Below are 13,539 nucleotides of genomic sequence, written 5' to 3' on the forward strand. Positions count from 1 at the left end.
CCGCAGAATGTCGCCCCGGTTCCGGTGCGCGTATACCCGGCAGGGCTTCGCCGGAGCACCCAACGCTTAAGGTGGACGCGCTATGCATGAAGAAGCGATAAGACGCTACGCTGCGTTGGCGGTTCCAAGATATACGTCTTTCCCGACGGCTGCTGATTTCATGCCTGTGGGCGCCGATACGACTCATCGTTGGTTGCGTCAGATTGGGCCGGAAGAATGCGTCTCCCTTTACATCCACGTGCCTTATTGCCGGCAGCTCTGCCACTATTGCGGTTGCCATGCCAAGATGGCGGTCCGCAACGATGTGGTCGAGAATTTCTGCACCTCGTTGCTCAGCGAAATCGAAACTGTCAGCAGGAGCCTGACAGCACGGCCCAGTGTGGTCCATCTTCATTGGGGCGGTGGTACGCCCTCAATTTTGAATCCGCGCCAGTTTGCGAGCATTCTGGCCTCTCTGCGCGTTGCTTTCGATTTTGCGCCAGATATGGAACATGCCATCGAGCTTGACCCGCGCACAGTTACCCCACAGCTGGCGCAAACGCTTGCGCTCATGGGGGTCAACCGCGCCAGCCTCGGTGTACAGGATGTCGATGCCGAGGTTCAGAAAGCCATCGGTCGCATTCAGCCGATAGAAACGGTTGCCAAGGCTGCCACTCTCGTGCGGGAAGTCGGTATTGATCGTCTCAACTTCGATCTCATCTACGGCCTGCCATTGCAGACCGTCGAGACATTGCGTGAGACTTGTGAAAAGGTTGCAGTGCTCGAACCTGACCGTGTTGCCTGCTATGGCTATGCACATCTTCCGCAGCGCCGCGCCAATCAGCGCCTCATCGACGCAAGTCTTCTGCCCGATGCTGACGAACGCTTCGCTCAGGCACGTGTGGTGGCGGACAGTTTTATAAGTTTCGGCTACGAGCCGGTGGGGATCGATCACTACGCATTGCCGGATGACAATCTGGCCGTCGCTGCGCGCAATGGAACGCTGCATCGTAATTTCCAAGGCTATACGGATGATCGTTGCCAGACATTGATTGGTCTCGGGCCGTCATCGATTTCGCAGTTCCCCGGTGGCTATGCTCAGAATATCTCGGATGTGAAGCAATATTCCAAACGGGTTGAAGCGGGCGATCTTGCAACGGTTCGCGGTTATGCCATGCGCGAAATTGACCGCATCCGTGCCGGAATTATCACAGCCCTGATGTGCAATTTCCGGGTCGATCTGAACACTACAGCGCCGGGCGTGGAGTTTTCCGACGAGCTGGCCTTGCTGCGGCCTCTGGTGGCTGACGGACTGGTGGAGGTCCGCAACGGTATCATCAGCGCAACATGCGACGGCAAACCACTGATCCGCCTGGTTGCGGCTGCTTTCGATGAATTTCGCAGGGAGACGATGCACGGCTTCAGTTTCGCCGTCTGAACTTGCGTTGGAACAAAGAGGCAGAGCTGAAGATGCTCTATCAAAAGAATGCTGCTGCACCGGGCCGTCAAAAGGTCAGTAGCATGGGAGCACCGCCGTTGGGGGACGTGCGGTGCTCCACTATTTCGAGCACAACCCGTAGAGCGTGAATTGCTTTTCGGGTTGTGCGTTTTTCATATGGGTCAGGCCTTGCGGTTCTTTTCCAGCTTGGGCAGGAAAATCGTCAGAAGGCCGAGCAGCGGCAGATACGAGCAGATGTTGTAAACATACTCGATGCCCTTTTGATCGGCCACGATACCGAGGACGGCCGCTGCGATACCGGCCATGCCGAAAGCAAAGCCGAAGAACAAGCCAGACACCATGCCGACGCGTCCTGGCAGCAGTTCCTGTGCGAACACCACGATTGCCGGGAAGGCCGAAGCGAGGATCAGGCCGATGATAACCGTCAGTATCGCCGTCATTTCCAGGTTCGCGTAGGGCAGGGCAAGCGTGAACGGCAGGACGCCGAGGATCGATGCCCAGATAACCTTACGGGTGCCGATCTTGTCGCCGATTGGACCACCGATGATCGTCCCCGCAGCTACTGCACCGAGGAACAGGAACAGAAGAAGCTGCGATGCCTGCACTGTCACGCCGAAATGGCTGATAGTGTAGAAGGTGTAGTAGCTCGTCAGACTAGCCATGTAGATGTACTTGGTGAAGACCAGCATTGCCAGAACGCCAACGGACACCAGAACCTTGTTGCGAGGCAGCGGAAGGGTCTTATCCGGTTTTGCCTTGCTGGCGTTCGCAATCCGGTAGCGATTATACCAGTTGCTGACATACCAGAGCAGCATCATCCCGATCAGGGCGGCAACAGAGAACCACGACACGCTGATCTGGCCGAAAGGCAGAACAATGAACGCTGCCAGAAGGGGACCAATCGACGAGCCGAAATTGCCGCCCACCTGAAACAGGGATTGCGCGAAGCCATGACGACCGCCGGAGGCAAGACGCGCTACGCGAGCTGCTTCCGGATGGAAGACGGACGAGCCGAAACCGACAAAGGCCGCACCTAGAAGCAAGATCGAGTAGTGATGTGCCGTTGCCAGAAAGACCAGACCGACAAGTGTACAGCCCATGCCGAAAGGCAGGGAATAAGGCATTGGCTTGCGGTCAGTATAGATACCAACGAGCGGCTGCAGGATCGATGCCGTCATCTGGAAAGTGAAAGTAAGGAGGCCGATCTGCCAGAATGACAGGCTGTAGTTATCCTTCAGCATCGGATAGATGGCCGGAAGGAGCGACTGCATCATGTCGTTCAGGAAATGGCCCATGCTGGTGGCCAGAATAATGGCAAGGACAGTACTGTCCGCGCCGCTGTTTGATGGCTGCTGTGCAGCACTCATGCTCATACTACTACTCCGAAGATGAAAGTCGGTCTTCAGGCGTGTTTCCTGCAGATACCATCCGAAAACAGGAAACAGGGCCCTCAAGAAAATTACGGGGTGTTGATGAGAAACCAGCGGAAACTCGTGAATTTGACGTCTGAGCCGGCATTTGTCCGATTCAAACGTCAAATTCATTCCGCCAGCGAATGTCGCGACCCATTCTCAGCAAGCCATTAATAGGACTATTGCTTCTCGCCCGCTTTCGTGATTTGGTCCAATAGTTTCGAGAGTGGGCCAAACAATGGGTCAGAACTGTAATGAAACCGAAGTCACCGCCGGGGCTTTTATTGCCGGGAAGCGAGGAACTGCAGAAGTTCCACGAGCAGCGTATTGCCATGCTGGAAGGCATGAAGGGGCCAGTGATTGCCTTGCCGACGCGCTATCCCGACGGTTATTTTGTGCCGCTCCACCGTCATAGCCGGGCACAGCTTCTCTGCGCCTCGCAAGGGGTGGTGTTGGTGACGACGGATGCAGGACGCTGGATGATTCCCAGTGACCACGCCATGTGGATACCGGCGGGCGTGGAGCATTCGGTCGAAATCCTCGGTGAAGTCTTCATGCGCTCAATCTACATTTGTGTTGATGCCGTCTCAGGTGTACCAGACTATCTCCACGTGGTCGGGCTGACCGATCTCATGCGGTGCCTCATAACGGATGCAACGACGCAGGACAGTACGCCGGAACCGGATAGTCGCGATGCTCTGGTGATCGAACTGATCCTGCGGGACCTTCACACATTGCCCCAACGCTCTCTGGGCCTGCCTTTTCCATTGGATCCGCGCTTGCAGAAACTGTGTCGTGAATTCGTGAAAAAGCCTTCTTCGCGCGCCACAATTGATGACTGGGCGGACAGGATGGCGATGAGCCGACGCTCGTTCACTCGGCATTTCCAACGGGAGACTGGCGTAAGCCTTTCGGTTTGGCGTCAGCAAGCGTGTCTTTTTGCTGCGGTTCCTCGCCTCACGGAAGGGGAATCAGTGACAAGCGTGGCGCTGGATCTGGGTTATGATAGCGTTTCCGCTTTCACGACGATGTTCCGCAGAATGCTCGGTGTTTCGCCGCGATTCTATTTGCCGAGACTGGACACGGTTCCGTTCGAGCGCAGCGATAGTGTTGTAGTTTTGACTGAATAATAACAATTGTCTCCGCGATGGGAGAGCATTAATAGAAGCGCATGCTGTTTCAACGCCGTAATCCTCCGACCAGAAAAGAGCGCTTAAGACTTCTGGTCTGGCCGCGCCGCTCCTTCTCCCGTTCCTTCCGGTACGGTGGTAAGCGGATTCTGCGCATCACAGCCTCGCCTCATGCTGTCGCAGCCGGTCTGGCGGTTGGTGTGTTTTCGGCGTTCACGCCTTTTTTCGGCTTCCATCTCATTATTGCAATCGTGCTGGCCTATTTCCTCGCCGGAAATATTGCGGCGGCAGCCCTTGGCACAACGCTTGCCAATCCGCTGACGCTGCCGTTTATATGGGGAAGCACATTCGAGCTGGGCCGTTTCATCATGAATGGAAGTATCGATGATGCTCCGCCAGTTCATCTCGGACGAGCGCTGGAAACGATGCATTTCGATGAAATCTGGACGCCGCTTCTGAAGCCGATGCTGTTCGGATCGACCATTCTGGGTGCTGCATTCGCCGTCGTGGTCTATTTCGTCACCCGGTTTGCTGTTTCGGCTTTCCGCCGTCGTCGTATCGAACGCCTTGCGGAAAAGCATCGCTTGCACCGCGAACAGGAGCTTCAAAAAGTATGATCGTCGGTATAGGCAGCGATCTCATCGATATTCGTCGTGTTGAAAGCACCCTTGAGCGACATGGCGACCGTTTCCGTAACCGGGTTTTTACGGAGATCGAGCAGAAAAAATCGGACGGGCGGAAGCAGCGCGCTGCATCTTATGCGAAGCGCTTCGCGGCGAAGGAAGCCTGTGCAAAGGCTCTTGGAACGGGCATATCCCAAGGTGTGTTCTGGCGAGACATGGGCGTGGTCAATGCCCCCTCCGGAAAGCCGACCATGCATTTGACTGGCGGTGCGGCGAAACAGCTGCAGAAACTCTTGCCAGCCGGAACAGGCGCCGCCATACATCTGACAATTACCGATGATTTTCCTCTCGCGCAGGCGTTCGTTATCATCGAAGCGCTGCCAGAGACGAAATAGTTGTGATTGTGACAGGTAAGCTCCTGCTCATAATCGTGCGATAAACCGGCGTTCTGCCGGCGGCCTGATTGCGTCATGCATTCATAGTCGTTATTAGATCGCGTTATCGGAAGCGGAGATACAATGAGCGTGTCCAGCAAGAGTGAGACAAAAAAATCCGGTGGCCTTGGCGAAACCATCAGCGTTATCGTGCAGGCGCTGCTGCTGGCACTGGTCATCCGTACCCTTCTTTTCCAGCCTTTCAGCATACCGTCGGGTTCCATGCGCCCCACACTTCTGGAAGGCGATTATCTGTTCGTTTCGAAATATGCCTATGGCTATTCGCGCTATTCGCTGCCGTTCGGACTGGATTTGTTTTCAGGTCGTATCTGGAGTGCCGAGCCGAAGCGCGGTGACGTGGTGGTGTTCAAGCTGCCGAGCGACCCTTCCGTCGATTACATCAAGCGTGTGATCGGTCTGCCAGGTGACCGCGTGCAAATGCGCGGTGGCGTGCTCTACATAAACGATCAGGCGGTCAAGCGTGATCGCATCGGCACGATCGACAATCCGGATGTGACCGAAGTGAACCGTCCTGTGGAAGTTTATCGCGAAACCTTGCCGGACGGTGTGACCTACGACACGCTTGATCTGTCGCCAAACTCCATCGGTGATGATACGCGCGTTTTCGAGGTTCCAGCAGGCCATTACTTCATGATGGGCGACAATCGCGACAACTCGCTCGATAGCCGTTTTGGCGTCGGTTATGTTCCGTTTGAGAATCTCGTCGGGCGTGCAAACATCATCTTCTTCTCTATTGCCGACAAGGCAAGTCCGCTGGAAATCTGGAAATGGCCGACTGATGTACGCTTTAGCCGACTGTTCAGTTCAGTCAATGCAGCGCCGCATACAGCTGTAACCGGAAACTGAAATGGCTTCGGCAAATCAGGCAGCAGCAATTCTGGAGGAGCGCACCGGGCACCGTTTTCTCAATTTGAAACGGCTGGATCGTGCGCTTACCCACTCAAGTGTACAGGCGCCATCGCGCGCAAATTATGAACGCCTCGAATTTCTAGGTGACCGCGTTCTGGGACTGACCGTCGCGGAAATGCTGTTCGACGAGTTTCCGGAAGCATCCGAAGGGGAACTGTCGGTTCGCCTCAATGCGCTGGTGAACGCCGAAACCTGTGCGGAAATTGCCGATGAGATCGGTCTCGCCGATCTCATTCACACCGGCTCCGATATCAAGTCACTGAATGACAAGCGTCTTTTGAATGTGCGCGCCGATGTCGTTGAAGCACTGATCGCCACGATCTATCTCGATGGTGGGCTGGAGGCCGTGCGCCCTTTCGTCAAGCGTTACTGGGAGAAGAGATCCCTGCAAACGGGGGCTGCTCGCCGCGACGCCAAGACGGAACTGCAGGAATGGGCACACCAGCAGGGCAACGTACATCCTGCGTACTCCATCATTAGTCGCAGCGGTCCGGACCATGATCCGCTATTCACAGTAGATGTGATGGTTAAGGGCTTCGCTTCGGAAACGGGTGAGGGACGTTCGAAAAGAATAGCCGAACAGAACGCGGCGGAAGCGATGCTTTATCGCGAAGGCGTCTGGAAGCGTGACAATTCCGCTTGATGCAAGAGTTGGCGTTTTTTAAATCGAGATCGGTTATAATCAGTCAATTACGACATGTCGCTTTCGTCGGCGGTTTTGTCGTATCCGGAATGCCGCACGCAGGGGACGGCGGTGTTCTGCAAGGAAATATCGTCTGGAAGGATAAAAAATGAACAATCGGACGACGTCGGGTGACGGCGAAAACGAAGCAGGGCAGACCCGTTCCGGCTTCGTGGCGCTGATCGGGGCACCGAATGCGGGGAAATCCACTCTGGTCAACCAGCTTGTGGGAACGAAAGTTTCTATCGTCACGCACAAGGTGCAGACGACGCGCGTTCTTGTGCGCGGTATATTCATCGAAGGTCAGGCGCAGATCGTCCTGGTGGACACGCCCGGCATTTTCCGACCGAAACGCAGGCTCGACCGCGCCATGGTCACGACCGCATGGGGCGGCGCGAAAGATGCCGACATCATTCTCGTTCTTCTCGATTCACAAGGCGGTCTGAACGAGAATGCCGAAGCACTGCTTTCGAGTATGAAGGATGTGCGCCAGAAGAAGGTTCTGGTGCTGAACAAAGTCGACCGCGTCGATCCGCCGGTCTTGCTGGATCTTGCCCGCAAGGCCAATGAGCTGGTCACATTCGACCAGACCTTCATGATCTCCGCGCTGAACGGATCGGGCTGCAAGGATCTCGCGAAGTATCTTGCCGAGAACGTGCCGAACGGCCCTTGGTATTATCCGGAAGACCAGATTTCCGACATGCCGATGCGGCAGCTCGCGGCCGAAATCACGCGCGAGAAGCTCTATCTGCGCCTGCATGAAGAACTGCCGTACTCGTCGACGGTGGAAACCGAACGATGGGAAGAGCGCAAGGATGGATCAGTCCGCATCGAGCAGGTGATCTATGTCGAGCGTGAAAGCCAGAAGAAGATCGTTCTCGGTCACAAGGGCGAGACGATCAAGGCAATCGGGCAATCCGCACGCAAGGAAATCTCCGAGATACTGGAACAGACGGTTCATCTCTTTCTTTTCGTGAAAGTGCGTGAGAACTGGGGCAACGACCCGGAACGCTATCGCGAAATGGGTCTTGATTTTCCAACCTAACTTATAAGACTGGCGGCCATGGAATGGCGCGATGAAGGCATAATTCTCGGGACACGACGCCATGGCGAGACAAGCGCCATCGTGGAAGTGATGACCCGTGAGCATGGCCGCCATATGGGTATGGTGCGCGGCGGACGTTCCCGCCGCATGCAGCCTTTGCTACAGCCCGGCAATCATGTGGACGTGACATGGTGGGCGCGGCTGGATGAGCATATGGGCAGCTTTACCATCGAACCGCTGGAATTTGCTGCTGCCCGCCTCATCGAAACGCCGGTGGCGTTATACGGTATCCAGCTGGCGGCCTCGCACTTGCGTCTTCTGCCGGAACGCGATCCGCATCGCGGTCTATATGAGACACTGCGGCTTATCATCCAACATTTCGACGACCCGCTTGCCTCTGGCGAACTGGTTTTGCGTTTCGAAGTGATGATGCTTGAGGAGCTTGGCTTCGGTCTCGATCTCAAGGAATGTGCCGCAACAGGCGTCAAGGAAGACCTGATCTATGTGTCGCCGAAATCCGGGCGCGCGGTCTGCCGTGATGCGGGGGCACCGTGGGCTGACAAGCTTCTGCTGCTGCCCGGCTTCGTCAACGATACTGCCGTTCGCGCGTCATCCTATGACGACATCGATCATGCTTTCACGATGACCGGTTATTTTCTGATGCGGCATGTATGGGAGCCACGTGCCGTAACACCGCCTGATGCGCGCGGCGGGTTTTTGAATGCCCTTGGGCGGGCAATCAGCCCATAGATGCATTTGATCCTGTTCTCACAGGTAAATCGAAAACTTCACCTTCGAAGGCTTCCACTCCGCGCCCGACTGCACGTACGGCGGCAACCATTCGTCCGTTTCGCGCCAAAATTTTGTCTGCGAGTGATATCAGCCGGATATTCGGCGTCGCAGATGGTGACAGGCTGCGAAGAAACCCGGCAAGCTCGCTTTCATCCAGGGCCGGGTTCAGAGCCGAAGCGATGATATAAGCCGCAGCTGTAGAACGGGAAATTCCAGCATAACAGTGGATAAGCAAAGGCGCATCCATAGACCAGCTCATCGCGAAGTCCACAAGCCGGAGCACGTGAGTTTCATCGGGGGCGACCAACCCTTCGCGCAATTCGATAATGTCGTTGAATGTCAGCGACAGACGAAGGGCATCGTATCCATCAGGCAGAGCCGCCGGGGCCTGGCTTCCAAGCGTCACGACATGGCTTGGCCGATGCAATGAGAGTTGTGTCGCCAGTTGCGACAAAGGCGTCACGATGATTCGGCTCATCGACTTTGCCGTGCCCTGTCCAATGCCGCAAACCGTGCGAGGAAATCCGTCTGCACATCTTGTGTGGGGCGCGGCGCAATATCCAGCCCTGCCGGATCGAAGCCACGTGGACGCCCGAAATATTTGACGGCCTCGGTCTCGGTAAAACCGGCGAGGCGCGTGGCTTCAAAGAAAGCTGCAACCTGATCGGCGCGCTTGATCAGCGTCTTGGGTTGGGCGGGCACGGTTATCGGCAGGGAGAAGCGCAGGTGAATTGCGTTTTCCAGCCGCGTTTCGATCAGCTTGTAATTGCCGCCCATCACCGCTTTGAAGGGCGAGATCATGTCACCGATCACATATTCCGGGGCGTCGTGCAGAAGTGAGAGCAACTGCCACTCAATGCTGGCATCGGGAACCAGTCGGGTAAATATCTGATCCACGAGCAGCGAGTGCTGCGCGACCGAAAAAGCATGTTCACCAACAGTCTGACCGTTCCAGCGCGCAACACGGGCCAGACCATGAGCGATATCTTCGATTTCAATATCGAGCGGCGAGGGGTCGAGCAGATCGAGACGGCGCCCCGACAACATTCGTTGCCAGGCACGCGTTTTGCCGGAAGATCGGTCGGCGCTTGCCATCAGGCGTTACCCGCTTCAGCTTCCGGAAATCCGAACCGCACATGCGGTGGCAAGGTGAGTGTTATGGGCGTTTCACCAGCCAAAATCGGGCTGCCCGCATCTATCGCATCCTTGGCGCGATCGATGCGCACAAGCGCGATGCCGATTGTGTCAGCGGAGCTTCCTATCGTGCCGATATCGCGCCCATCAACGGTAACGGGTGTGCCCATTGGAGGGAGGCTTTCCTCGGAACGAGCCACCAGAACGCGTCGTCGCGCAGTGCCGCGATGCTGCATGCGCGACACGACTTCCTGACCAATGAAACAGCCTTTCGGGAAGGAGACGCCGCCAGTCTGGTCGAAATTGACGTCATGCGGGAAGACGTCATTATAGGCGAAATCCGCTTCGCCTTCCGCAATGCCATATTCTGCGCGCAGCTGCGTCCACGCGCTTTCATCGGACGTGCCATCTGCGGGACCGTAAATCCGGCGGACGTTCAGCTCGGTCGGAAAGCGGCTATCTCGCTTGATTGAATCATTCTGTGAAGGATGTGATTCAGTTTGCCAGGAAACACTGACAAGTGATTCTGGCAATTGCGTTATTTCGGCCTTCGCACGCAGCCTGTAGAGGGTGATGCGCTTGATAAAATCGGCGGCAATGCTTGCCGGAAGATCGAAACGCAAGCCGCCATCAATGCGTGAAACGAGAAAATCGAACAGGATTTTCCCTTGCGGAGCGAGCAATGCTCCCGGTTTCAGGTCCTCCGGTCCAAGCTTGTCGAGATCGGTTGTAATCACGGCCTGCAGAAATTTTTCCGCCTCTTCGCCAGTGATATGAACCAAAGCCCTGTTTGAAAGATTTACCACTTCAACTGCCGTCGTCATCGCTTCGTCCTTGCCTTTCGCGCCTTCGTTACGTAAGCCCCAATGGAAAGGCTCGCAAGTCCTATCAATCTGGCAGGAGACAACAATGGCCGAAACATTCGATACGATTTTGAAGGGTGCAACCATCGTCAATCACGACGGTATAGGCCAACGCGACATCGGTATTCGCAATGGTCGCATCGCTGCCATAGGGTCTCTTTCCACACATACGGCAGGTGAGGTGATTGATTGCACCGGCCTTCACCTTCTGCCCGGTGTGGTGGATAGCCAGGTTCATTTCCGTGAGCCCGGCCTTGAACACAAGGAAGATCTCGAGACCGGTTCACTCGCCGCTGTTCTGGGCGGGGTAACCTCCGTTTTCGAGATGCCGAACACCAAGCCGCTTACCACTTCCGCCGAGACGCTGGAAGACAAGATTCGCCGTGGTCGCCATCGCATGCATTGCGATTTCGCTTTCTGGGTTGGTGGTACGCGCGACAATGCGAAGGACGTTGCCGAACTGGAACGCCTGCCGGGCGCTGCCGGAATCAAGGTTTTCATGGGCTCGTCCACCGGCGATCTGCTTGTTGAAGACGATGATGGCGTTCGTTCGATCCTGAAGAATACACGGCGTCGCGCGGCCTTCCACTCGGAAGACGAGTTCCGGTTGAAGGAACGCGAAGGCCTGCGCGTGCAGGGCGATCCGTCGAGCCATCCGGTCTGGCGCGACGAAGTTGCAGCGCTTCAGTGCACGGAACGGCTTGTGCGCATCGCACACGATACCGGCGCCCGCATTCACGTGCTGCATATCTCCACTGCCGAAGAAATCGACTTCCTGAAAGATCACAAGGATGTTGCGACGTGCGAAGCAACGCCGCATCATCTCACTTTGTCGGCAGATGACTACAAGACGCTCGGCAATCTCATCCAAATGAATCCGCCTGTCCGTGACAAGCGTCACCGCGATGGCGTGTGGAAGGGCATCGGCCAAGGTATCGTCGATGTGCTCGGTTCCGACCATGCACCACATACCCTGGAAGAAAAGCAGAAGCCTTATCCGGCTTCTCCGTCTGGCATGACAGGCGTGCAGACGCTGGTGCCGATCATGCTTGATCACATCAATGCGGGCAGGCTCACGCTAGAACGTTTCGTCGATCTTTCCAGCCATGGTCCGAATCGTATTTTCGGCATGGCTCGCAAGGGTCGTATTGCAGTCGGCTACGATGCCGATCTGACCATTGTGGACATGAAGCGCCGCGAAACAATCACGCATGAGCAGGCGGGTTCGAAGGCTGGCTGGACGCCGTATCATGGCAAGGCCGTTACCGGATGGCCAATTGGCACTTTCGTGCGTGGCATCAAGGTGATGTGGGAAGCGGAGATCGTCAACGCCAACAAGGGCGAGCCGGTGGAATTCCTCGAGGCATTGCCGCATCGCTGAAGGCAGAGCGTATTGGCGTGATTTGTCCTCTGATTGTCCGTAAGGAGGCTTTTGATCCCGTTTGCAAGGCGTATTTTCTCCCTATAGTCTTTTTATAGGGAGAACAGAAGTGTCCGCTCAAGATACTGCTTTGCTGGTTATCGACGCTCAGGAGTCATTCCGCCACCGGCCTTACTACCGGGACGGAGAGATTGGTGCCTATATTGAACGCCAGCAGGCGCTCATCAATGGCGCCAAGCGTGCCGGTATTCCGGTGGTGCAGATTTTCCATGTTGAGAATGAAGGCCCGTTCTCGGAAGCGTCGGGTCTGGTGAAGGCGATTGCGCCTCTGTCAATTGAACCCGACGCAGTTTTCCGTAAGCGTCGCCACAGCGCGCTGGTCGGAAGCGGGCTTGATGTGTGGCTGGTCGCCAATGGTATCCGTCGCGTGCTGGTTTCCGGTATCCGCACAGAACAATGCTGCGAGACGACGACACGGCAGGCATCGGATTTTGGATATCATGTCGATTTTGTCAGTGAAGCGACATTGACCTTTCCCATGACTGACCCAAGCGGCCATGAGTGGAGCGCTGCCGATATCAAGGCTCGCACCGAGGTTGTTCTGGCCAACCGCTTTGCCCGTATTGTAACCGTGGAACAGGCACTGGCTGCGCCGGGAGACCGGAAGGCAGCATGAGTGACCAGGCGGACATTGTCCGGATAATTCCGGTTTATGTCGTTATCCCGCCACGTGTGCTTTTGCTCGACGTGGCAGGACCGCTGGAGGTTTTACGCAAGTCAAATCTTGAACAGCATAAGGTGCGGTTCGACGTTCACTATATCGGGCCTGCGCCAACTGCGCTCAGCTCCATCGGCCTACCGGTGGCGGGGGTCGAGCCTTTGCCGGAGGCGCTGCCAGATGATGCGCTGGTCATTGTCTCGGGTGCGGCGGATGTCCCGCTCGGAAATGTGGAGCTCGACCGAGCCATCGATGCGGTGCTGGAAAAAGAAATCGTTCTATGGCTTCGCCGCGCGGTTCGGCCCGGTGTGAGACTGGTGACAATCTGTTCCGGTGCGCTGCTCGCAGCGCGCGCGGGATTACTCGACGGATATTCCTGCACCACCCACCATCTAACGCTGGCTGAACTCGAACGGCTGGCCCCTGCCGCCCGCGTGTATGAAAACAGGCTGTTCGTCGAAGATGGCGAACGGCTGACGAGCGCGGGCATCACCGCCGGGATCGATTTGATGCTACACATCGTTGCAGGTCTGATCGACCACGCCACGGCGCTGGCGGTTGCGCGTTATCTGGTCGTTTATTTGCGGCGCAGCGGCAATGATCCGCAACTATCGCCCTGGCTTGAGGGGCGAAATCATATGAACCCGGTCGTACATCGCGCACAGGATGCCATTGCACATGATCCGGCGGCGGATTGGTCGGTGGAGCGATTGGCGGATATCGGCGGGGCAAGCCCACGCAACTTCTCGCGCTTGTTCAATGAATATGCCGGAATGACGGTGACCGACTATGTCAATCGTCTCAAGATCAGCCTCGCACGCGAGATGCTCTTGAATTCTGAGCTTGATATCGAGAACGTTGCAGCGCAGGCGGGTTTTGCGTCCGCACGGCAGTTTCGCCGGGTCTGGCAACGCATCTACAATGAGCCGCCAAGCCGGATACGTTTCGGGGTCTGAC

General features: G+C 56.3%; 15 protein-coding genes. 11 read left to right on the forward strand and 4 right to left on the reverse strand.

The window, feature by feature from the left end:
• The first annotated feature begins 82 nt into the window (after positions 1-82).
• Positions 83-1,417: an oxygen-independent coproporphyrinogen III oxidase gene (gene hemN / locus AAE521_RS09640; protein WP_342061204.1), complete on the forward strand. Its 1,335-nt coding sequence runs from the start codon at positions 83-85 to the stop codon at positions 1,415-1,417.
• A gap of 182 nt (positions 1,418-1,599) precedes the next feature.
• Here hemN and AAE521_RS09645 read toward each other — a convergent pair whose 3' ends face one another.
• Complete coding sequence (locus AAE521_RS09645; RefSeq protein WP_342061205.1) at positions 1,600-2,811, reverse strand: MFS transporter; 1,212 nt, start codon at positions 2,809-2,811, stop codon at positions 1,600-1,602.
• Positions 2,812-3,134: 323 nt separating this feature from the next.
• Here AAE521_RS09645 and AAE521_RS09650 point away from each other — a divergent pair, with 323 nt between their 5' ends.
• The 7 genes from AAE521_RS09650 to recO all read left to right on the forward strand — a co-directional run bounded on the left by AAE521_RS09650 (position 3,135) and on the right by recO (position 8,444).
• Positions 3,135-3,980, forward strand: coding sequence for an AraC family transcriptional regulator (locus AAE521_RS09650; RefSeq protein ID WP_342061267.1), 846 nt, complete (start codon positions 3,135-3,137; stop codon positions 3,978-3,980).
• Positions 3,981-4,021: 41 nt separating this feature from the next.
• Positions 4,022-4,597 (forward strand): type IV secretion system effector BspA, encoded by a 576-nt coding sequence (gene bspA, locus AAE521_RS09655; protein ID WP_029925252.1) that lies wholly within the window; start codon positions 4,022-4,024, stop codon positions 4,595-4,597.
• Entirely contained in the window at positions 4,594-4,998 is a 405-nt protein-coding gene (gene acpS / locus AAE521_RS09660; RefSeq protein ID WP_342061206.1) for a holo-ACP synthase, read from the forward strand. The genes bspA and acpS overlap by 4 nt, the downstream gene beginning before the upstream one ends.
• A gap of 123 nt (positions 4,999-5,121) precedes the next feature.
• Positions 5,122-5,904: a signal peptidase I gene (gene lepB, locus AAE521_RS09665; RefSeq protein ID WP_342061207.1), complete on the forward strand. Its 783-nt coding sequence runs from the start codon at positions 5,122-5,124 to the stop codon at positions 5,902-5,904.
• A 1-nt stretch (position 5,905) separates the two neighbouring features.
• Positions 5,906-6,610: a ribonuclease III gene (rnc, locus tag AAE521_RS09670; protein WP_071631446.1), complete on the forward strand. Its 705-nt coding sequence runs from the start codon at positions 5,906-5,908 to the stop codon at positions 6,608-6,610.
• 148 nt (positions 6,611-6,758) lie between these two features.
• Positions 6,759-7,694, forward strand: a complete 936-nt coding sequence (era, locus tag AAE521_RS09675; RefSeq protein WP_342061208.1) for a GTPase Era — start codon at positions 6,759-6,761, stop codon at positions 7,692-7,694.
• Positions 7,695-7,712: 18 nt separating this feature from the next.
• The gene (gene recO, locus AAE521_RS09680; RefSeq protein WP_342061209.1) at positions 7,713-8,444 is read left to right on the forward strand and encodes a DNA repair protein RecO; all 732 of its coding nucleotides are present in this window, start codon (positions 7,713-7,715) and stop codon (positions 8,442-8,444) included.
• Here the strand turns inward: recO and AAE521_RS09685 are convergent.
• The 3 genes from AAE521_RS09685 to ygfZ are packed head-to-tail and all read right to left on the reverse strand — an operon-like array spanning position 8,434 to position 10,444.
• Positions 8,434-8,964: a tyrosine phosphatase family protein gene (locus AAE521_RS09685; RefSeq protein WP_342061210.1), complete on the reverse strand. Its 531-nt coding sequence runs from the start codon at positions 8,962-8,964 to the stop codon at positions 8,434-8,436. The two genes, recO and AAE521_RS09685, sit on opposite strands and share 11 nt — an antisense overlap.
• Positions 8,961-9,581: a YfbR-like 5'-deoxynucleotidase gene (locus AAE521_RS09690; RefSeq protein WP_071631442.1), complete on the reverse strand. Its 621-nt coding sequence runs from the start codon at positions 9,579-9,581 to the stop codon at positions 8,961-8,963. The genes AAE521_RS09685 and AAE521_RS09690 overlap by 4 nt, the downstream gene beginning before the upstream one ends.
• Positions 9,581-10,444 (reverse strand): CAF17-like 4Fe-4S cluster assembly/insertion protein YgfZ, encoded by an 864-nt coding sequence (gene ygfZ, locus AAE521_RS09695; protein WP_342061211.1) that lies wholly within the window; start codon positions 10,442-10,444, stop codon positions 9,581-9,583. The genes AAE521_RS09690 and ygfZ overlap by 1 nt, the downstream gene beginning before the upstream one ends.
• Before the next feature lie 85 nt (positions 10,445-10,529).
• Between ygfZ and AAE521_RS09700 the strand changes: the two genes are divergently transcribed.
• From AAE521_RS09700 to AAE521_RS09710, 3 genes are all read left to right on the forward strand, one after another.
• The gene (locus tag AAE521_RS09700; protein WP_342061212.1) at positions 10,530-11,864 is read left to right on the forward strand and encodes a dihydroorotase; all 1,335 of its coding nucleotides are present in this window, start codon (positions 10,530-10,532) and stop codon (positions 11,862-11,864) included.
• A 109-nt stretch (positions 11,865-11,973) separates the two neighbouring features.
• Positions 11,974-12,540: an isochorismatase family protein gene (locus AAE521_RS09705; RefSeq protein ID WP_342061213.1), complete on the forward strand. Its 567-nt coding sequence runs from the start codon at positions 11,974-11,976 to the stop codon at positions 12,538-12,540.
• On the forward strand, positions 12,537-13,538 hold the full coding sequence (locus AAE521_RS09710; protein WP_342061214.1) for a GlxA family transcriptional regulator: 1,002 nt from the start codon (positions 12,537-12,539) through the stop codon (positions 13,536-13,538). Before AAE521_RS09705 ends, AAE521_RS09710 begins: the two co-directional genes overlap by 4 nt.
• Position 13,539: the final 1 nt, after the last annotated feature.

This window comes from Brucella cytisi, from assembly GCF_038433355.1.
Lineage (GTDB): Bacteria > Pseudomonadota > Alphaproteobacteria > Rhizobiales > Rhizobiaceae > Brucella > Brucella cytisi.

Coding starts and splice junctions, on each gene's coding strand:
- AAE521_RS09710 (WP_342061214.1), top strand. CDS start 12,537: ATGAGTGACCAGGCGGACATTGTCCGGATAATTCCGGTTTATGTCGTT.
- AAE521_RS09645 (WP_342061205.1), bottom strand. CDS start 2,811: ATGAGCATGAGTGCTGCACAGCAGCCATCAAACAGCGGCGCGGACAGT.
- ygfZ (WP_342061211.1), bottom strand. CDS start 10,444: ATGACGACGGCAGTTGAAGTGGTAAATCTTTCAAACAGGGCTTTGGTT.
- rnc (WP_071631446.1), top strand. CDS start 5,906: ATGGCTTCGGCAAATCAGGCAGCAGCAATTCTGGAGGAGCGCACCGGG.
- hemN (WP_342061204.1), top strand. CDS start 83: ATGCATGAAGAAGCGATAAGACGCTACGCTGCGTTGGCGGTTCCAAGA.
- recO (WP_342061209.1), top strand. CDS start 7,713: ATGGAATGGCGCGATGAAGGCATAATTCTCGGGACACGACGCCATGGC.
- bspA (WP_029925252.1), top strand. CDS start 4,022: ATGCTGTTTCAACGCCGTAATCCTCCGACCAGAAAAGAGCGCTTAAGA.
- acpS (WP_342061206.1), top strand. CDS start 4,594: ATGATCGTCGGTATAGGCAGCGATCTCATCGATATTCGTCGTGTTGAA.
- era (WP_342061208.1), top strand. CDS start 6,759: ATGAACAATCGGACGACGTCGGGTGACGGCGAAAACGAAGCAGGGCAG.
- AAE521_RS09685 (WP_342061210.1), bottom strand. CDS start 8,964: ATGAGCCGAATCATCGTGACGCCTTTGTCGCAACTGGCGACACAACTC.
- AAE521_RS09700 (WP_342061212.1), top strand. CDS start 10,530: ATGGCCGAAACATTCGATACGATTTTGAAGGGTGCAACCATCGTCAAT.
- lepB (WP_342061207.1), top strand. CDS start 5,122: ATGAGCGTGTCCAGCAAGAGTGAGACAAAAAAATCCGGTGGCCTTGGC.
- AAE521_RS09690 (WP_071631442.1), bottom strand. CDS start 9,581: ATGGCAAGCGCCGACCGATCTTCCGGCAAAACGCGTGCCTGGCAACGA.